We start from the raw sequence: 19177 nt of genomic DNA, 5'->3' as shown, positions 1-19177 counted from the left end.
AGCAAACGCTTAGGCGGTGGGTGATTGTTCCAGACGTACGATCACGGACTTGCTCGCGGGGGTGTTGCTGGTGTCCGCGGTGGCGTCCAGGGGCACCAGCACGTTGGTCTCGGGGTAGTAGGCGGCGGCGCAGCCGCGCGCGGTGGGGTAGTGCACCACGCGGAAGCCGGGCGCGCGCCGCTCGACGCCGTCCTTCCACTCGCTGACGAGGTCGGTGTACGCCCCGTCGGCGAGGCCGAGCTCGCGGGCGTCGTCCGGGTTGACGAGGACGACGCGGCGGCCGCCCTTGATGCCCCGGTAGCGGTCGTCGAGGCCGTAGATGGTGGTGTTGTACTGGTCGTGCGAGCGCAGTGTCTGGAGCAGCAGCCGGCCTTCGGGGAGCTCGGGGTACTCGACGGGGGCGGCGGTGAAGTTGGCCCTGCCGGTGGGGGTGGCGAAGCGCCGCTCGTCGCGCGGGCCGTGCGGCAGGGTGAAGCCGCCGGGGCGGGCGACGCGCGCGTTGAAGTCCTCGAAGCCGGGGACGACACGGGAGATCCGGTCGCGGATCGCGGCGTAGTCCTTCTCGAAGTCCTCCCAGGGGGTGGCGGACGCGGGGCCGAGGACGGCCCGTGCCAGCCGGGCGACGATGGCCGGCTCGGACAGCAGGTGCGGGCTCGCAGGGGTGAGGTTGCCGCGGGAGGCGTGCACCATGCCCATGGAGTCCTCGACGGTGACGAACTGCCTGCCCCCCGCCTGCACGTCCTTGTCGGTGCGTCCGAGGGTGGGCAGGATCAGCGCGCGGGCGCCGGTGACGGCGTGCGAGCGGTTGAGCTTCGTCGAGACGTGGACGGTCAGGCGCGCCTTGCGCATCGCGGCCTCGGTGACGGCCGTGTCGGGGGTGGCGCCGACGAAGTTGCCGCCCATGGCGAAGAAGACCTTGGCGTCGCCGTCGCGCAGTGCCTGGATGGACCGTACGACGTCGTATCCGTGGTGGCGGGGGGAGGTGATCCCGAATTCCTTGTCGAGGGCGTCGAGGAAGGCGGGGGCGGGGCGTTCGAAGATGCCCATGGTGCGGTCGCCCTGCACGTTGGAGTGTCCGCGCACGGGGCACACGCCGGCGCCGGGGCGGCCGATGTTGCCGCGCAGCAGCAGGAAGTTGACGACTTCGCGGATGGTCGGCACGGAGTGCTTGTGCTGGGTCAGTCCCATGGCCCAGCACACGATGGTGCGCCGGGAGGCGAGGGCCATGGCGAGGGCCCGCTCGATCTCCGTGCGCTCCAGGCCGGTGGCGGCGAGGGTCTCGTCCCAGTCGGCGCCGCGGGCGGCGGCCGCGAACTCCTCGTACCCGTGGGTGTGCTCGCGTACGAACTCCTCGTCGACGGCGCCTTCCGTCTCGATGATCAGCCTGTTGAGCAGGCGGAAGAGGGCCTGGTCGCCGCCGAGGCGGATCTGGAGGAAGAGGTCGGTGAGGGCGGCGCCCTTGATCATGCCCTGCGGGGTCTGCGGGTTCTTGAAGCGTTCGAGTCCGGCCTCGGGAAGCGGGTTCACCGAAATGATCTTCGCGCCGGCGGCCTTGGCCTTCTCCAGGGCGCTGAGCATCCTCGGGTGGTTGGTGCCCGGGTTCTGCCCGGCGACGATGATCAGGTCGGCCCGGTGCAGATCCTCCAGGGAGACGCTGCCCTTGCCGATGCCGATGGTCTCCGTCAGGGCGGAGCCCGACGACTCGTGGCACATGTTGGAGCAGTCCGGCAGGTTGTTCGTGCCGAACTCGCGGGCGAAGAGCTGGAGCAGGAACGCCGCTTCGTTGCTGGTGCGGCCCGAGGTGTAGAAGACGGCCTCGTCGGGGGAGCCGAGCGCCTTGAGCTCCTCCGCGATGATCTCGAAGGCCCGCTCCCAGGTCACCGCGTCGTACCGCTCCGCGCCCTCCGCCAGGTACATCGGCTGGGTGATGCGGCCCTGCTGGCCCAGCCAGTACCCGCTGCGCGTGGCCAGGCCGGCGACGGGGTGCGCGGCGAAGAAGTCGGGTGTGACGCGGCGCAGCGTCGCCTCCTCGGCGACGGCCTTGGCGCCGTTCTCGCAGAACTCCGCGGTGTGCCGCTTGTCCTCCTCGGGCCAGGCGCAGCCGGGACAGTCGAAGCCGTCCTTCTGGTTGACCTTGAGGAGCGTCTGCGCGGTGCGGCGGATCCCCATCTGCTGCTGGGCCATCTTCAGCGTGTGTCCGATGGCGGGAAGCCCTGCGGCGGCGTGCTGGGGCGCCGCGACCTGCGGAGCGTCCTGGACCGGGTCACCTGCGGGCGGCTTGGCAGCCATGGTGCTCCCCTTCGAGCGGGCGGTTCTGTTCCGTGCGTCTCCGATCCTGTCACGCTCCACTGACACCGGGCGAGGGCGAGGGCGAGGGCGAGGGGCCGGATTGTCGGTGGCGGCGCCTAGGATCGGTGGCGTGTCAGAGACAGCATCGAAGAAGACCGCAGACCACCGTCCTCGCCTGCTCCTCATGGACGGGCACTCCCTGGCGTACCGGGCGTTCTTCGCGCTGCCCGCGGAGAACTTCACGACCGCGAGCGGCCAGCCGACGAACGCCATCTACGGCTTCGCGTCGATGCTGGCGAACACGCTGCGCGACGAGGCGCCCACGCATTTCGCGGTGGCCTTCGACGTGTCGCGCAAGACGTGGCGCTCCGAGGAGTTCCCCGAGTACAAGGCGACCCGTTCGAAGACGCCCGACGAGTTCAAGGGGCAGGTCGAGCTGATCGGCGAACTGCTCGACGCGATGCACGCGGACCGGTTCGCGGTCGACGGGTTCGAGGCGGACGACGTCATCGCGACGCTCGCCACCCAGGCCGAGGCGGCCGGCTTCGAGGTGCTGATCGTCACGGGTGACCGGGATTCGTTCCAGCTGATCAGCGACCACGTCACCGTGCTGTACCCGACCAAGGGCGTCTCGGAGCTGACCCGTTTCACCCCGGAGAAGGTCCAGGAGAAGTACGGGCTGAGCCCGCAGCAGTACCCGGACTTCGCGGCGCTGCGCGGCGACCCGTCCGACAACCTGCCGGGCATCCCGGGGGTCGGTGAGAAGACGGCGGCGAAGTGGATCAACCAGTTCGGCTCGTTCGAGGAGCTGGTGGCCCGCGCCGACGAGGTCAAGGGCAAGGCCGGGCAGAACTTCCGGGACCACCTGGAGGCCGTGAAGCTCAACCGCCGCCTGACCGAGATGGTGCGTGACGTCGAGCTGCCCAAGGGGCCGCTCGACCTGGAGCGCGCTCCGTACGACCGCGCGGCGCTGACCGGTGTCCTCGACGTACTGGAGATCCGCAACCCGAGCCTGCGCGAGCGCCTGCTCGCCGTCGACCCGGGCGCCGGCGAGGAAGAGGCCCCGGCCCCGGCCGCCGGTGTGGAGATCGACGGCACGGTGCTCGGCTCCGGCGAGGTCGCGCCCTGGCTGGAGCGGCACGGCGGGCAGCCGCTGGGTGTCGCCACCGTCGACGCGTGGGCGCTGGGCTCCGGCAGCGTCAGCGAGATCGCGCTGGCCGCGGCCGACGGCGCGGCGGCCTGGTTCGACACCTCCCAGCTCGACGAGGCCGACGACAAGGCGTTCGCCGCCTGGATCGCCGACCCCACGAAGCCCAAGGTCATGCACAACGCCAAGGGCGCCATGCGGATCTTCCCCGAGCACGGCTGGCAGGTCGACGGCGTCACCATGGACACCGCGCTCGCCGCCTACCTGGTCAAGCCGGGCCGCCGTTCCTTCGCGCTGGACGCCCTGTCCGTGGAGTACCTCCACCGTGAGCTGGCCCCCGCGGCCGCCGCGGACGGGCAGCTCGCGTTCGGTACGGACGAGCGGGCCGAGGCCGACGCCCTGATGACGCAGGCCCGCGCGGTCCTCGACCTCGGCGAGGCCTTCGGCGAGCGTCTCGACGAGGTCGGCGCCACCGACCTGCTGCACCGTGTGGAGCTGCCCACCTCCGTCCTGCTGGCCCGCCTGGAGCGGCACGGCATCGCCGCCGACCGCGCCCACCTGGAGTCCATGGAACAGCAGTTCGCGGCGGCCGTGCAGCAGGCCGTGAAGGAGGCGCACGACGCGGCGGGGCGGGAGTTCAACCTCGGTTCGCCCAAGCAGCTCCAGGAGATCCTCTTCGGCGAGCTCGCGCTGCCCAAGACCAAGAAGACCAAGACGGGTTACACCACGGACGCCGACGCCCTGGCGTGGCTGGCGGCGCAGACCGAGCACGAGCTGCCGGTGATCATGCTGCGCCACCGTGAGCAGGCCAAGCTGCGCGTCACCGTCGAGGGCCTCGTCAAGTCCATCGCGACGGACGGCCGCATCCACACCACCTACAACCAGACGGTCGCGGCCACCGGGCGGCTCTCCTCCACCGACCCCAACCTCCAGAACATCCCGGTGCGTACGGACGAGGGCCGGGCCATCCGGCGCGGCTTCGTCGTCGGCGAGGGCTACGAATCGCTGATGACCGCCGACTACAGCCAGATCGAACTGCGGGTGATGGCCCACCTGTCGGAGGACGAGGGCCTGATCGAGGCGTTCCTGTCCGGCGAGGACCTGCACACCACCGTCGCCTCCCAGGTGTTCGGCGTGGAGAAGTCCCAGGTCGACCCCGAGATGCGCCGCAAGATCAAGGCCATGTCGTACGGACTGGCGTACGGCCTCTCGGCGTTCGGCCTGTCCCAGCAGCTGAACATCGACGCCGGTGAGGCCCGCGGCCTGATGGACACCTTCTTCCAGCGGTTCGGCGGCGTACGGGACTACCTCCAGCGCGCCGTCGAGGAGGCCCGCGCCACGGGCTACACCGAGACGATGCTCGGCCGCCGCCGCTACCTCCCCGACCTCAACAGCGACAACCGCCAGCGCCGTGAGATGGCCGAGCGGATGGCGCTCAACGCCCCGATCCAGGGCACGGCCGCGGACATCGTCAAGGTCGCCATGCTGAACGTCGACCGGGCTCTGGAGGAGGCCGGGATGACCTCCCGGATGCTCCTCCAGGTGCATGACGAAATCGTGCTGGAGATCGCGCCGGGCGAGCGCGAGCGGGTGGAGGAGATCGTCCGCCGCGAGATGGCCGGCGCCGTCACGCTGCGCGCGCCGCTCGACGTGTCGGTGGGTGTGGGACCCGACTGGGAGTCCGCCGCCCACTGACCCCCGGGGCGCCCCGGGGGCGTGCCCTCAGTCGCCGGACGGGCCCGATGTGCCGGCCCGGGCCGGGACGCCCGGCCCGGCCGGCGACTGGGGCCCGGGGTCCGGGGCCGCGCGCTGCTCCGCGCCCCCGGCCGGCGCGCCGCGCAGCCACAGCCGCACCCCCGCGGCGTACAGCACCAGTCCCACGGCGAGCCCCGAGCCGGCGCCGAAGCATACGGTCGGGACGTAGTCGAGCGGCTTCAGCTGCACGGTCTGCGCGGCGTACCAGCGCACGCACCGGTGGACGATGCCCAGCAGCACGCACAGCGCGAGCAGCCCCCCGGCGGCCCACCTCCCGCGCGCGTCCAGCAGCGGTACGGAGGCGGGGGCGGGACCGTCCGGCCGGCGCCGCAGCGCCGAGACCATGAACCACACGATCACCGCGAGGGCGACGGCCGAGCCGCCGTACTGCGCGTACCAGTACACCGGGAAGCCGGCGACGACCTCACCGAGCACCGGCAGGACCTTCGTGCCCCATCGGTCGAGATGGGTGAAGGTGTCCCAGAAGACGTGCGTGCACGCGCCGATGACCGCCGAGAGGAAGAACCGCCAGGCGAGGGAGGGGAGTTGCATCCCGCTCCAGTCCTGGCCGCGCACGAAGCCGTGGAAGCGGGCCTGCCGGTGGCGCGGCACCAGGGCCAGCAGGGGTTCCCGCAGCAGCAGCCACAGGCCCACGAGCGCCGCCGTGATGAACACGTCGACGGTGACGAGGCCCGGCAGGGAGTGCGTGACGTCTCCGAAGGCCATCGCGGCCGGGGCGGCGGTGGCCGCGAAATAGGTCATGTCGGGCGCGAACGACCCGGCGACGAGCGCCGATGCGAGCAGCGGTCCGCGCGCGGTACCGTTCCGTCGAATGCCCGGCAGTACGGCCGCAGCATGGCTGAGTGTGAACGGCAAAAGCACCCCTCGGTCCGCTTCTGATCGATGGCGATCAGTATGCCGTTTTGTGTTCCGAGATGAATTTCCGTGAACAACCGGTAATAAGGCGACGGCGGCCGGTGTTCCGGCGTCGGTAGTTGTCGTAGTGTCGCCTGAGTCCTCGCGCTGGGGAGCGCGAACAGCCGTTGACGGGAGGGGCCAGACGTATGGCAGCGCAATTCGGTCGCAGGCTGCGCAAAGGGGCGACAGCCACCACGGTGGCGGCGCTCGTGGTGGCGGCGCTCTCCGCCTCGCAGGCGCCGGGCAGCACTTTGGGTCCCGCCGACGAGAGAGCCGCGAAGGCGACCGAACCCCCCGGCACCCCGGTGACGGGCAACTCGCCGTACTTCACCGATCTGCCGCCCCTGAACACCCCGAACAAACCGGGCACTTCGATCGACCTCCCCGTCATCACCGGCCCGGCGGAAGCAGGCATACCCGCCACGGTCCTGGCCGCGTACAAGCGGGCGGAAGGGACCGTCAAGGGCACCGACCCCGGCTGCCGCCTCCCGTGGCAGCTGCTCGCCGCCATCGGCAAGGTCGAGTCGGGCCAGGCGCGCGGCGGCCGGGTCGACGACGACGGAACGACGCTGACACCGATCCTCGGCCCGCAGCTCAACGGCGTCGGCTTCGCCAACATCTCCGACACCGACAACGGTGCGTACGACGGCGACTCGACGCACGACCGCGCGGTCGGTCCGATGCAGTTCATCCCGTCCACCTGGGCGGCCTGGGGCCAGGACGGCAACGCCGACGGCCGCAAGGACCCGAACAACATCTACGACGCGGCCCTCGCCGCCGGCCGCTACCTCTGCGCCCACGACCGCGATCTGTCCGTCCAGGCCGATCTCGACCAGGCGATCCTCGGCTACAACCGCTCGCGGGAGTACCTGCGTACGGTCATGTCCTGGTTCGACTACTACCGGCGCGGCAGCCACGAGGTGCCGGACGGCTCCGGAGTCCTGCCGGGCAGCAGCGAACCCGACAGCCACAACAGTGGCAGTGGAAACGGCAACGGCCTGCCCGCAGTTCCCGGCGGGACGACTCCGCCGGCCGGCCCGGGCACTCCGGGAACCGGCGACACCCCGGCCCCGCCGACGACGCCCCCGGCGACCCCGCCGTCGACGCAGCCCCCGACGACCCCGCCTGCGACGACCCCGCCGTCGACGCAGCCCCCGACGACCCCGCCGCCGACGACTCCGACTCCGCCGACGCAGCCCCCGGCCCCGGCACCCGTCGCCACCCTGGAGCGGCTCGGCACCGCGACCGTGACCGCGACCGAGGGCGAGAAGTTCACCGACCGGCTGCGCGTACGGGCCAAGACCTCCGCGGGCAAGGTGGTGGTGGGCGCCCGGGTCCAGTTCCAGATCGTCGGCGACACGGACGCGCGCTTCCCCGGCGCCCGGACCCGCTTCACCGTCACCACCGGCGCCGACGGCATCGCCACCGCCCCCACGCTCGGCGCGGGCGGGCGGACGGGCACGTTCACCGTGCGCGCCAAGGCGCTGGGCACCAGCGCCCCCGCCGCGAACTTCACCGCCGACGTCAAGGCCAAGCCGGCGCCGGCGCCGCGGTCCGACGCGCTGGTCCGCACCTCCGACAAGGAGCTCAGGGCCGAGACCGGTGGCTCCTTCGCCGAACCGGTCGAGGTGAAGGCGACGTACCAGGGAAAGGCCGCGGCGGGTGTCGCAGTGACCGCGACGATGGTCACGGGTGACGCCGGCGCGTCCGCGGAGAACGACAAGGGCCCGTATTTCAAGGGCGCCGACGGCAAGGCGGTCCGCACCCTGACCGCGCTGAAGACGGACGCCGACGGCCTGCTGGCCCTTCCGAAGGTCTACGCCGACGGCAACGCGGGGACGTACAAGCTGCGCCTCACCACCGCCGACGGTGTGGTCCTCACGGTCGAACTGACCGTCACCGCGGCCACCACCGCACCGTCGACCGATCCGACGGCCGACCCGTCGACCGGATCGACGACCGACCCGTCGACGACCCCCTCCGCTCCCTCCTCCTCGACCACCACCCCCACCGCGTAACCACAACCCCGGCCCTGCCGCCGCTGCCCCGCCCGGACCGTGTTCCGGGCGGGGCAGCGGCATGTCACCCGGATCCGCCGGGTGACCCGGCCGACGACGCCGCCCCTGGAGACGAAACTCCGTCAACCCCGCGGACAGACCGCGGAGTTGTACGATCACGGGCAACGGACCCGGGGGAGGGGCATGGCTGCCATCGTCGTCGTACACGGCATCGGAAAGCAGTACCTGGGGGCCCACACCCTGCACCGCGGTATCGCCTCCGCCGTGCTCGACGGCCTGAGACTCGCCGGCGGACCGGAGCTGACCCCCGAGGACGTGGGCGTCGCCTTCTACGGCCACTGTTTCCGGCCTTCCGGCGCGACGGCCGTGAAAGGCGAACCCGCGCCGCGCGCGCGTGACGTCACCGATCCGCTGGAGACGGAGCTGCTGCTCGCCTGGTGGGCGGAGGCGGCCCGGCTGGAACCGGACCGGGTTCCTCCGCCGCCGGCACCGCGCAACGCCGCCCGCCCCGGGAAGGCCGCCACTCCGGTCACCGTGCAGCGCGCGCTGCACGCGCTCAGCCGCTCGCGTTTCTTCGCCCGCACCGCCGACCGTTTCCTCCTCGGGGTCCTCTCCCAGGTCCGCCGCTACCTCACCGAGCCCGGCTTACGGGAACGCGTCCAGCGCGAGATCGAGGCGGCCGTCACGCCCGGCACCCGGGTCCTCGTGGGGCACTCCCTCGGTTCGGTCGTCGCGTACGAAGCGCTGTGCGCGCATCCGGAGTGGCAGATCCCGACGCTGGTGACGGTCGGTTCACCGCTGGGCATCCCCCGCCTGGTCTTCGACCGGCTGCTCCCCGGGCCGGCCGCGGGGGAGGGGCACTGGCCCGCCGGGGTCCGTGACTGGACCAACGTCTGCGACCGCCGTGACGTGGTCGCTCTCGCCAAGCGCCTTGCTCCGCTGTTCCCGGGCGGCCCGCGCCCCGTCCGGGACGTCCTCGTGGACAACGGCTGGCAGGCCCACTCCATCGAGCACCACCTCACCGCCGCCGAAACGGGCGCGGCGCTGGCGGCAGGGCTGGTGACCGGGGAGGCGGAGGACGCCGGGGGGACAGAGGCAGCGGGGGCGGCGGGCTGACGCGATGTGCGCGACGGGGGAGGAAAAGGTCCGCAGACTGATCGTGGCCGGTGGCACGTCCCGGTACGAACACCACGAGGAACTCCCGGCCGTGTCCGGCGACCTCGACGCCGTCACCGCCCTCTTCGAGGGGCTCGGTTACAAGTCCGGCGGCCGGCTGCACGACCGCAGCGCGGACGGCTTCCGGCGCGAACTCTCCGACTGGGCCGCCTCGCAGGACCGTACCGAGGACGCCCTCGTCCTGTACTACAGCGGCCACGGAGACCACGACCACGACCGGCACTACCTCCTGTTCCGCGACAGCCGCACCGACCGTCTCACCGGCACCGCCCTCGCCACCGAAGACCTCGTCCGCACGGTCACGGAGTGCGGATTCGAACGGCTCCTGCTGATCGTCGACACCTGCTACGCGGGCCAGGGCGGCCTCGATGCCGCCCGCCGCGTCGCGACCGGCCTCGGCAGGCGGCTCAGTACCACCCGGGCCGCCGAAGCGGAGCGCCTCGCCGCCTTCTGCGTCATCGCGGCGGCCCGGTCCCGGGACGAGGCTGTCGACGGCGCGTTCACCCGGGCACTGACCGAAGCGGTCGACGACCTCACGGTCGGCGGACCCCGTCAGCCCAAGCTCTACCTGGAGCAGGTCGTCGACCGCGTCAACGAAAGCCTGCGCAGGCACAGTCCGCACCAGTACGCGGCTCTCGGCATCCTGCCGTCGGGGGAGGGCTACCCCTTCTTCCCCAATCCGCGTTACGTGCCGGACCTTCCGCACGCGGTGATGGACCTCGCCGAGCAGAGCACGTGGTCCAGCGCCGAGGGGCGTCGCCGCCGCGCCGAACTCCAGTCCCACTTCGACCCCCGGGGCCGGGGAACGGACGGCATCGGTGGCCGCGGCTCCTACTTCACGGGCCGTCTCGCGGCTCTGGGCGCACTGTCGTCCTGGCTCGACGGCGACTCCGCGGAACTGGGCCGCTGCGTCGTCGTGACCGGGAGCGCGGGCGTCGGCAAGTCCTCGCTCCTCGGCCGTACGGTGCTGCTCGCGGACCCGGTGCACCGCCAGGCCCTGACCGATGTGCCGACCGCCGTGCCACCGCCGCGCGCCGGGATCGATGCCGCGATCCACGCCCGCCACCGCGTGCTCGAAGAGATCGCGGCGGGCGTCGCGGACGCCGCCGGGCTCGACGACGCCCACCCCCGGTCCGTCCTCGAAGCACTCGCCGGAAGGACCGAGCCGCTGACCCTCGTCATCGACGCTCTCGACGAGGCCGGGCCCGCCGCGGGAGGCACCGAGCCCCTCCGTATCGCAGGGTCCTTCCTGCATCCGCTGTCACGGATCCCCTGCGTACGCCTCCTTGTCGGCACCCGGCCGCATGTCGTCGGCGCCCTCGGACCGGAGCTCACGGCGCTCGACCTGGACGACTCCCGCTGGATCGGCCTCCACGACATCGAGCACTACGCGCGCAAGCTCCTCCTCGCGCCGGACGGCCCGGGCAGCACCGGCCCCTACCGCGAAGGAGAGACGGCCGCCATCGCCCGGGAAGTCGCGCGCCGGGCCGGGCACAACTTCCTCGTGGCACGGCTGACCGCACGTGCGCTGGCCCACGGCGCGCAGCCGGCCGGTGCCGGTGCCGGTGCCGACGACTGGCGGCGCCGGCTGCCCCCGCTCGCCGTGTCGTCCGCCCGCCCGGCCGGCCCGGTCTTCCGCTGGGCGCTCCACGAACAGCTGGGAGAACAGGAGCAGCGGGGCCGGGCCCTGCTCGGCGCGCTCGCGTTCGCCGAGGGCCCCGGACTGCCGGCCGGCGCGGTCTGGCGGGCCATGGCCTCGGCGCTCACCGGTGACGACGTGAGCGCCGACGACATCGGCTGGATCCTCGGAGCCGCGAACGCGCACCTCGTCGAGGACGTGGACCGCACGGGCCGCTCCGTCTACCGGCTCTACCACGAGTCGTTCGCCGACGAGCTGCGCGAGGAGCTGCACGAGGCGCCCCGCGGGGCACCGCATGACGTGCCGGGCACGAAGGCCGCCGGAGCCACGGCCGGGCGGACGGCCCGGGCGCTCCTGGACCTCGTGCCGGCGGGCGCGGACGGCAGCGGCCGGAACTGGCCCGCCGCCGACCCCTACCTCCTCGACCACCTGCCGACGCACGCGGCCGGCGGCGGCCTGCTCGACGAGCTCGTGCCCGACCCGCTGTTCCTCGTCACCGTGGACCAGGACACACTGCGCCGGGCGCTGCCCGGGGTCCGTACACCGCAGGCCGTCGCCGTACGCAGCGCCTACGAGCGCATCGCCCCGCGCCTCGTGGCGGAACCGGACGCGGGCGCGCGGGCCGCCCTGCTCCGGCTCACGGCACTGGAGGTCCACAACGAGGAGCTCGCCGACGCCGCGCTGTCCCGGGTGCCCGCACAGCCGTGGGTGGCGGAGTGGGCCTTCGTCCCCAGCGCGCCGTATCCGCACCGCTCGGTCGGGGACTTCCCCGGAGGCGTCAACCGGCTCGTGCTCCTCGACTGCGCGGGCCGCAGGACGCTGGTGACCCAGGAGGGAAACCTGGACCTCAGGGTCTGGGACACGGAGACCTGCGAGTTCCTGGGCCACCTTCCGCAGGCACCGGATCCGCGGGCACCGCAGACGTACGGCCGGTACGTCTCCGGAATGGCGACGTGCCCCGGGGGCCGCGGGGGGTGGCTGCTGGTCGCAGTCTCCGAAGGGCCGTCGGGGCAGGTCACGGTGTGGGACGTCGGCCGGCGCGGCCGCTGGGGAAGCACGGTGGAGACCGCCACCGAGGCCGTCGCCCTGGCGGGCGTCGGCGACACCCTGGTGGCGGCGCTGGTGACCCACGAAGGGGTCGTCCTGCTCGTCGACATGCGGGACGGGACCGAGCTGTGCAGGCTGACCGTGGAACAGGCGGAGCAGCCGCCGCCCCCCGAAGAGACCCGGCCGCGCACCCAGCTCCGCAGCTGGGTCGCCATGGACGTGCACGGGGGCAGCCTGGTGGTCGCCGCCGTGTTCGGCGAATTCGTGGGCGGCCAGGGGGCCGGCGGCAGAGTGTGGAAGTGGACCGTGCGCCCGGACGACGGATGGCGTCGGGCGGACGCGCGCTCCTGGGGGGTGCGGGGCAGGCACGTCATGGACCTCGTCGTCCACCGGGGGCAGGTGCTCGCGGCGACCATGGACCCCCAGCTGGAGCACCTGCGGACGCCGGTGGACGCCCTGGTCGAGTACGACGGGGGCTACCAGGAGTGGACCTGCCGTTCGAGCACGGGGCTGGTGGGCGAGGAGCGCTTCGTCCTCTGCGGCAGGGGAATGGTCCGGCTCGCCGTCGGCCTGGACTCGGCCGAGGTGGTGGACGCGGAGGGGCGCCGGCAGACGGTCCTGCACGACCGGCTGGAGACGCTGGGCGACTTCGCCGCGGTGGCCGTCGGTACGGACGAGGTGATGCTCGTGACGGGAACGCACATGCGGGGCCCGGTGTCGATGCGGGTCTTCCGGCTCGACGGTTCTCAGGCGGGCGCGGCGAAACCCCGGAGGTTCTCCGCGCTCTTCGGCATGACGCTGAGCCCGGCGCGGGTGGCCCGGCGGGAAGTGCTGGCGCTCGCCGACGACACCGCCCTGTGCCTGCTGGACCCCGGGACCGGACAGGTGATCACGTGGACGTCCAAGCGGCGCGACGACCGTGTCGTGGGCGCGCGCGGCCTTCCGCTGCTGTCGCACGACTGGCGGCCGCGCCGCGGGGACCACTGGCCGGTCGGGCTGCTGGGGGCGGCACGGCGTCGTATGCGCCTGCGGAACTGCCCGCCCGGCAGGCCGTCCGTGCTGCATGTGGTCGGCGGGCCCGGGCGGGGCGCCGTACTCGCCCTGGTCGACCGGCAGCTGGTGGTCTGGTCGTGGAACGGCCGGAAGCTGTGCACGGTAGGTCTGGACGGCCCGGGCGGGAAAGTGCGCGATCTGGTGTGCGCGGCCGTCGGGGACCGGCTTTTCGCCGCGTACTGCACCAGGGAGGACGGGCTGCGCGTCCTCGAACTCCCGGCCGGAACGACAGCGCTGCACCTGGAACAGACACCCGGCTTCACCGTCGATCCGGGGATGTCGTGGCGGGGACAGGCCGCCGGTTTCGCGCTCGGCGACTGGGACGGCGAACCGGTCGCCGGACACCTGTCCTCGGGCAGCGGCATCAGGGTGCACCGGATCTGCGACGGCGCACCGCTGTGGAGCTGGAACCCCGGGCCGCGCACCACCCGGCACTTCAGAACGCTCCAGCTGCACCACGTGGGCGGGTGCCCGGTGGCCGTCACGGTCGGCTTCGACGACTACGTGACGCTCTTCGACATGAGGGACGACCGTGAGGTGTGCCGGATCTTCATGGGCTCGGCGGTGCAGTGCCTGACCCCCCTGCCGGACGGACGCGTCGCGGTCGTCACGGACACCGGGGTCTTCTGCCTCGGCTTCCCCGGACTCAGCTCCGCCCGAGCCGCGCCTTCGTATGACGCGTAGGCGCCGTCGTCGCGGGGTCCTCCGGCCACGGGTGCTTCGGGTAGCGGCCGCGCAGTTCGGCCCGCACCGCGCGGTACCCGTCCCGCCAGAAGGACGCCAGGTCGGCGGTGACGGCCGCCGGACGCCCCGCCGGGGACAGCAGGTGCACCAGCACCGGCACGCCGGCCACCCGCGGCGTCTCGGCCAGCCCGAACATCTCCTGGAGCTTCACCGCCAGTACGGGCTGCTCACCGCCGTACTCCACCCGGACCCGCGACCCGCTCGGCACCTCGATCCGCTCCGGCGCCAGCTCGTCCAGCCGGGCCGCGTCGCCGGACGCCCACGGCAGCAGCCGGTTCAGCGCCTGCCCCGCCTCGATCCGGCCGAGGTCGGCTCTCCTGCGCGCCCGTGACAGTTCCGGCTCCAGCCACGCGTCGGTACGGTCCGTGAGCGCCGCGTCCGACACGTCCGGCCACGGAGCGCCCAGCACCCGGTGCAGGAAGGCGAGGCGCTCGCGCAGCCCCCGCGCGTCCCGTGTCCAGCGCAGCAGACCGAGGCCCTCGCGCCGCAGGCCGTCGAGCAGCGCTTCCCGCACCCGCTCCGGATCCGGTTCCGCGAGCGCCCGTACGGTCAGTTCGACCGCCCCCAGCCGCTCCACGCGCCGCGCGACGACGTCCCCGCCCTCCCAGCGCACCTCTTCGCCGGACACGAGCAGATGCTCGGCGGCCAGCCTCGCGGTGTCCTCGTCGATGACGGCGGCGAGGCGTACGCGCGCGGAGGCGGCGTGGACGGGACGGTCGGCGACGGCGACCGCCAGCCACGGAGCGGTGCGCAGCCGGGACCCGTCGCCGAGCTCGGCCCCGGTTCCGGAGGCCATGAGGAAGGTCCCCCCGCTCCGGCCCCTGGCGACCCGCTCGGGAAACGCGAAGGCGGCCACCACTCCGGCAACGGCGTCGTCACCACCGGCCCCGGGAGCCCCTGCCTCCGCGCCCGCGCCGGACGCGCCGGAACCGCCGGAACGACCGGACGCGCCGGAACCACCCGCCGCCGAAGCCAGCCGCCGCGCCTCCTGACGCCACCGGGCTCCGTACGCGTCGTTGCCGCGGCGGGCCGCGCGCCAGGCCGCGGCCAGGTCGTCGCCGTACTCCCTCGGGGGCTCCTCGCTCAGCAGGGCGACCACCTCCGCCGCCCGGCGCGCACCGACCTCCCGCGCGCCGTCGACGAGCGCCCGCGCGAGCCGGGGGTGCAGGCCGAGGCGGGCCATCCGTACGCCCCGTCCGGTCGCGCGGCCGGCACCGTCCACCGCGCCGATCGCGGCCAGTACCGTGCGGGCCGCCGCCATGGCCCCGCCCGGCGGCGGGTCCAGCAGGGCGAGGCCGCTCGCGTCGGGGTCCCCCCAGCACGCCGCCTGGAGGGCGAACGCCGTCAGGTCCGCGACCTTGATCTCGGGGGAGGGGAAGCGCGGCAGCCGTACGTCGTCGGCCCGGTCCCAGCACCGGTAGACCACACCCGGCGCCTCCCGCCCCGCCCGCCCCGCGCGCTGCCGTGAGGCCGCCTGTGAGGCCCGTACGGTCGTGAGCGCGCTCAGCCCCCGCGCATGGTCGGTACGGGGCTCACGCGCGAGCCCGGAGTCCACGACGACCCGCACACCGGGCACGGTCAGGCTCGACTCGGCCACCGAGGTCGCCAGCACCACCCTGCGCGTACCCGCGGAACCGGCCAGTACGGCGTCCTGCACCGCGGCCGGAGCCCGCCCGTGCACCTGGAGCACCTCGGCGCCCACCCCGGACAACTGCCCCGCCACCCGCGCGATCTCGCCCACGCCGGGCAGGAAGCACAGCACGTCGCCCTCCCGCTCGGCGAGCGCCCTGCGCACCACGGCGGCCACGTGCGACAGCAGCGCCGGATCGACGCGCATGCCGTGCGGCGGCCGCACCGGACGGGCCGGCGGCGTCCACACCGTCTCCACGGGGTGCGAGACGCCCTCGGCCTCCACCACCGGCGCGTCGCCCAGCAGCCGCGCCCAGCCCTCGGCGTCCGTCGTCGCGGAGGCGGCGAGGAGCCGCAGCTCCGGCCTCAGGGCGGCCCGTACGTCGAGGAGGAACGCGGCGACGGTGTCCGCGTCCAGGTGCCGCTCGTGGCACTCGTCCAGAACGACGACATCGGTCCCGGCGAGCTCCTGGTCGCGCTGGAGGCGCTGGAGCAGTACGCCGGTGGTCACGACCTCCACCACCGTGTCGCGCCCCACCACGCGCTCCCCGCGCACGGTGAAGCCCACGCGCCCCCCGACGTTCTCGCCCAGCAGCCACGCCATCCGCCGGGCCGCGGCCCGCGCCGCGATCCGCCGGGGCTCCGCGACGACGACCCTCCGCACGAGCCGCCCCTCGTCGAGCAGCCCGGCCAGCACCAGCGGCACCAGCGTCGTCTTGCCCGTCCCCGGCGGCGCGCACAGCACCGCCGTCCCGTGCGCGTCCAGGGCGCGCTCCAGGGCGGGCACGGCGGTACGTACGGGCAGCTGCCCCAGGGCGTCGCGGATCACGCCCCTAGTCTCGTACGCACACGAAAATCGCGGTTCCCGGGATCAGGTTTCCCCGCAGCGGGGACCAGCCGCCCCACTCCTGGGTGTTCCAGGCGGGCCACTCCGGCTCGACGAGGTCGACCAGGCGGAAGCCGGCCGCCACCACGTCCCGTACACGGTCACCGAGCGTTCTGTGGTGCTCCACGTAGACCGCGCGTCCCTGGTCGTCCTGCTCGACGTAGGGCGTGCGGTCGAAGTAGGAGGCGGCGACCGACAGGCCCTCGGGACCGGGCTCGTCGGGGAAGGCCCAGCGGATGGGGTGCGTGACGGAGAAGACCCACCGCCCGCCGGGCCGCAGGACACGCCGTACCTCGCGGAAGACCTCCGCCGGGTCGGCGACGAACGGCACCGCCCCGTACGCCGAGCACGCGAGGTCGAAGGACGCGTCCCCGAAGGGCAGCGTTCCGGCGTCCGCCTGCACCAGGGGCACGCCGGAAACACCGCCGCCGATCCGCAGGGCGTGCTGGAGCTGCCGGTGGGAGAGGTCCAGGGCCACCGGACGCGCGCCCTGCGCGGCGAGCCAGCGCGAGCACTGCGCGGCGCCCGCGCCGATCTCCAGGACGTCGAGTCCCTTCAGGGACGCCGCCGGGCCCAGCAGACCGGCCGCGGCCTCGTCGAGCCCTTCCGGGCCCCATACGAAACGGTCGTCACCGAGGAACGCTCCGTGTTCGCTCTGGTACTCGTCGGCGTTGCGGTCCCACCAGCCCCGGCTGGCCCGGCTGCTCTCGGCCTCCGAGGCCTGGCGCCGGGTCGCCTCCCCCTCGTCCGCGCCGTCCGGGACGTAGGTGTCGAGGGCCTCGAAAGCGTCTGTGGCGTCTTTGCTGTGGCTCATTGCGCCCGTCTGTCTCGTCTGCGTAGGCTCCGTCGAACCTGTAGCTGCAGAGTGCGGTGCGGCCGTTGTGGCCTCGCCGAACCTTAGTTGTGCCGGGTATGCGAGGTTCCGCCCCGGGTGTGCGCCTTCGCGCATTGACCCTGCCCGGCTGCCCCCGTATGCTACAAGTTGCGCTGCGAGCCTGCGCACCTCAGACAGAGCAGGCTGCGCTTGCACCGGTTGTATGTCCCCTCGGTTGTCGAGGCGTTTCCGTCATGCGGAATCGCGCCTCCTAGGCTGCCCGGCGTCAGCAGGTGCCGATACGGGCTCCCGGCGTAGCAGTACCTACGACTTACTGTCCGTACCGGAGCCCTTACCCACATGACGAGCAGCACCGAGACCACCGCCACCACCACCCCGCAGGTAGCGGTCAACGACATCGGTAACGAGGAAGCCTTCCTCGCCGCGATCGACGAGACGATCAAGTACTTCAACGACGGCGACATCGTCGACGGCGTCATCGTGAAGGTCGACCGGGACGAGGTCCTGCTCGACATCGGTTACAAGACCGAAGGCGTCATCCCCTCCCGCGAGCTTTCCATCAAGCACGACGTCGACCCCAACGAGGTCGTCGCCGTGGGCGATGAGATCGAGGCTCTTGTTCTCCAGAAGGAGGACAAGGAAGGCCGTCTCATCCTGTCCAAGAAGCGCGCACAGTACGAGCGCGCCTGGGGCACGATCGAGAAGATCAAGGAAGAGGACGGCATCGTCACCGGCACCGTCATCGAGGTCGTCAAGGGTGGTCTCATCCTCGACATCGGCCTCCGTGGCTTCCTGCCGGCCTCCCTCGTCGAGATGCGCCGCGTCCGTGACCTCCAGCCCTACGTGGGCAAGGAGCTCGAGGCCAAGATCATCGAGCTGGACAAGAACCGCAACAACGTGGTCCTGTCCCGCCGTGCCTGGCTCGAGCAGACCCAGAGCGAGGTCCGTCAGACCTTCCTCACGACCCTGCAGAAGGGCCAGGTCCGCTCCGGCGTCGTTTCCTCGATCGTCAACTTCGGTGCGTTCGTGGACCTCGGTGGCGTCGACGGTCTCGTGCACGTCTCCGAGCTCTCCTGGAAGCACATCGACCACCCCTCCGAGGTTGTCGAGGTCGGCCAGGAAGTCACCGTCGAGGTCCTCGACGTCGACATGGACCGCGAGCGCGTCTCGCTGTCGCTCAAGGCGACGCAGGAAGACCCGTGGCAGCAGTTCGCCCGTACGCACCAGATCGGGCAGGTCGTTCCCGGTAAGGTCACGAAGCTCGTTCCGTTCGGTGCGTTCGTGCGCGTCGACGAGGGCATCGAGGGTCTGGTCCACATCTCCGAGCTGGCCGAGCGCCACGTGGAGATCCCGGAGCAGGTCGTCCAGGTCAACGACGAGATCTTCGTCAAGGTCATCGACATCGACCTCGAGCGCCGCCGCATCAGCCTCTCGCTGAAGCAGGCCAACGAGTCCTTCGGTGCCGACCCGGCCTCGGTCGAGTTCGACCCGACGCTGTACGGCATGGCCGCGTCGTACGACGACCAGGGGAACTACATCTACCCCGAGGGCTTCGACCCCGAGACCAACGACTGGCTCGAGGGCTACGAGACCCAGCGCGAGGCCTGGGAGACCCAGTACGCCGAGGCGCAGCAGCGCTTCGAGCAGCACCAGGCCCAGGTCATCAAGTCCCGCGAGGCCGACGAGGCCGCTGCTGCCGAGGGCGCTGCTGCCCCGGCCGGTGGCGCCCCGGCTGCCTCCGGCGGCAGCGGTGGCGGCGGCTCCTACTCCTCGGAGTCGGCGGACAACTCCGGCGCCCTGGCGTCGGACGAGGCCCTGGCCGCGCTCCGCGAGAAGCTGGCCGGCGGCCAGAGCTGACGCTCTGACCTCCAGCTGGTAACCGGCTGAAAGCAAGGCCCGCCCCCCACGGGGGGCGGGCCTTGCTCATGCCCGCCCCGCGCCCACCGCTCGGGCGGCTGCCCGGTCCTCCGGCCGAGGACGCCCAGGAGCGGCCGCCCCCGGCCGGGAAGCGCCACGAAGCCTCTCGCGGAGCCCGCCGGAG

General features: G+C 72.8%; 9 protein-coding genes. 5 read left to right on the top strand and 4 right to left on the bottom strand.

Going from position 1 to position 19177, the window contains the following annotated elements; translation table 11 throughout:
* Positions 1-9: 9 nt before the first annotated feature.
* Positions 10-2289 carry an FdhF/YdeP family oxidoreductase gene (locus ACWD0Y_RS04195; RefSeq protein WP_450258931.1) on the bottom strand — a complete coding sequence of 760 codons (2280 nt, stop codon included), beginning with the start codon at positions 2287-2289 and terminating at the stop codon, positions 10-12.
* Positions 2290-2419: 130 nt separating this feature from the next.
* Here ACWD0Y_RS04195 and polA point away from each other — a divergent pair, with 130 nt between their 5' ends.
* Positions 2420-5131 (top strand): DNA polymerase I, encoded by a 2712-nt coding sequence (gene polA / locus ACWD0Y_RS04190; protein ID WP_450258930.1) that lies wholly within the window; start codon positions 2420-2422, stop codon positions 5129-5131.
* Positions 5132-5158: 27 nt separating this feature from the next.
* On the opposite strand, the gene ACWD0Y_RS04185 is transcribed toward polA, so the two are convergent.
* Entirely contained in the window at positions 5159-6067 is a 909-nt protein-coding gene (locus ACWD0Y_RS04185; RefSeq protein ID WP_450258929.1) for a DUF4184 family protein, read from the bottom strand.
* 188 nt (positions 6068-6255) lie between these two features.
* Between ACWD0Y_RS04185 and ACWD0Y_RS04180 the strand changes: the two genes are divergently transcribed.
* The 3 genes from ACWD0Y_RS04180 (at position 6256) to ACWD0Y_RS04170 (ending at position 13726) form a co-directional block, all read left to right on the top strand.
* Positions 6256-8127 (top strand): lytic transglycosylase domain-containing protein, encoded by a 1872-nt coding sequence (locus ACWD0Y_RS04180; protein WP_450258928.1) that lies wholly within the window; start codon positions 6256-6258, stop codon positions 8125-8127.
* 183 nt (positions 8128-8310) lie between these two features.
* Positions 8311-9243 carry a hypothetical protein gene (locus tag ACWD0Y_RS04175; RefSeq protein WP_450258927.1) on the top strand — a complete coding sequence of 311 codons (933 nt, stop codon included), beginning with the start codon at positions 8311-8313 and terminating at the stop codon, positions 9241-9243.
* A gap of 43 nt (positions 9244-9286) precedes the next feature.
* Positions 9287-13726 (top strand): caspase family protein, encoded by a 4440-nt coding sequence (locus tag ACWD0Y_RS04170; protein ID WP_450258926.1) that lies wholly within the window; start codon positions 9287-9289, stop codon positions 13724-13726.
* Here the strand turns inward: ACWD0Y_RS04170 and hrpB are convergent.
* Together hrpB and ACWD0Y_RS04160 are read right to left on the bottom strand one after the other, a co-directional pair.
* On the bottom strand, positions 13689-16244 hold the full coding sequence (gene hrpB, locus ACWD0Y_RS04165) for an ATP-dependent helicase HrpB (protein ID WP_450258925.1): 2556 nt from the start codon (positions 16242-16244) through the stop codon (positions 13689-13691). The two genes, ACWD0Y_RS04170 and hrpB, sit on opposite strands and share 38 nt — an antisense overlap.
* Positions 16245-16248: 4 nt before the next feature.
* Positions 16249-17115: a class I SAM-dependent methyltransferase gene (locus ACWD0Y_RS04160; RefSeq protein ID WP_450258924.1), complete on the bottom strand. Its 867-nt coding sequence runs from the start codon at positions 17113-17115 to the stop codon at positions 16249-16251.
* Between the two features lie 360 nt (positions 17116-17475).
* On the opposite strand from ACWD0Y_RS04160, the gene rpsA reads away from it, so the two are divergent.
* Positions 17476-18993, top strand: coding sequence for a 30S ribosomal protein S1 (gene rpsA, locus ACWD0Y_RS04155; protein ID WP_093801358.1), 1518 nt, complete (start codon positions 17476-17478; stop codon positions 18991-18993).
* Positions 18994-19177 lie beyond the last annotated feature (184 nt).

It is taken from the genome of Streptomyces altiplanensis (assembly GCF_053591575.1).
The sequence above is the reverse complement of the archived record's forward strand: the minus strand, read 5'-3'. Positions and strand labels throughout refer to the sequence as shown.

Bases quoted from the DNA above. Each gene is read 5' to 3' on its own strand.
- ACWD0Y_RS04160 (WP_450258924.1), bottom strand. From the start codon at position 17,115: ATGAGCCACAGCAAAGACGCCACAGACGCTTTCGAGGCCCTCGACACC.
- ACWD0Y_RS04180 (WP_450258928.1), top strand. From the start codon at position 6,256: ATGGCAGCGCAATTCGGTCGCAGGCTGCGCAAAGGGGCGACAGCCACC.
- rpsA (WP_093801358.1), top strand. From the start codon at position 17,476: ATGACGAGCAGCACCGAGACCACCGCCACCACCACCCCGCAGGTAGCG.
- ACWD0Y_RS04175 (WP_450258927.1), top strand. From the start codon at position 8,311: ATGGCTGCCATCGTCGTCGTACACGGCATCGGAAAGCAGTACCTGGGG.
- ACWD0Y_RS04195 (WP_450258931.1), bottom strand. From the start codon at position 2,289: ATGGCTGCCAAGCCGCCCGCAGGTGACCCGGTCCAGGACGCTCCGCAG.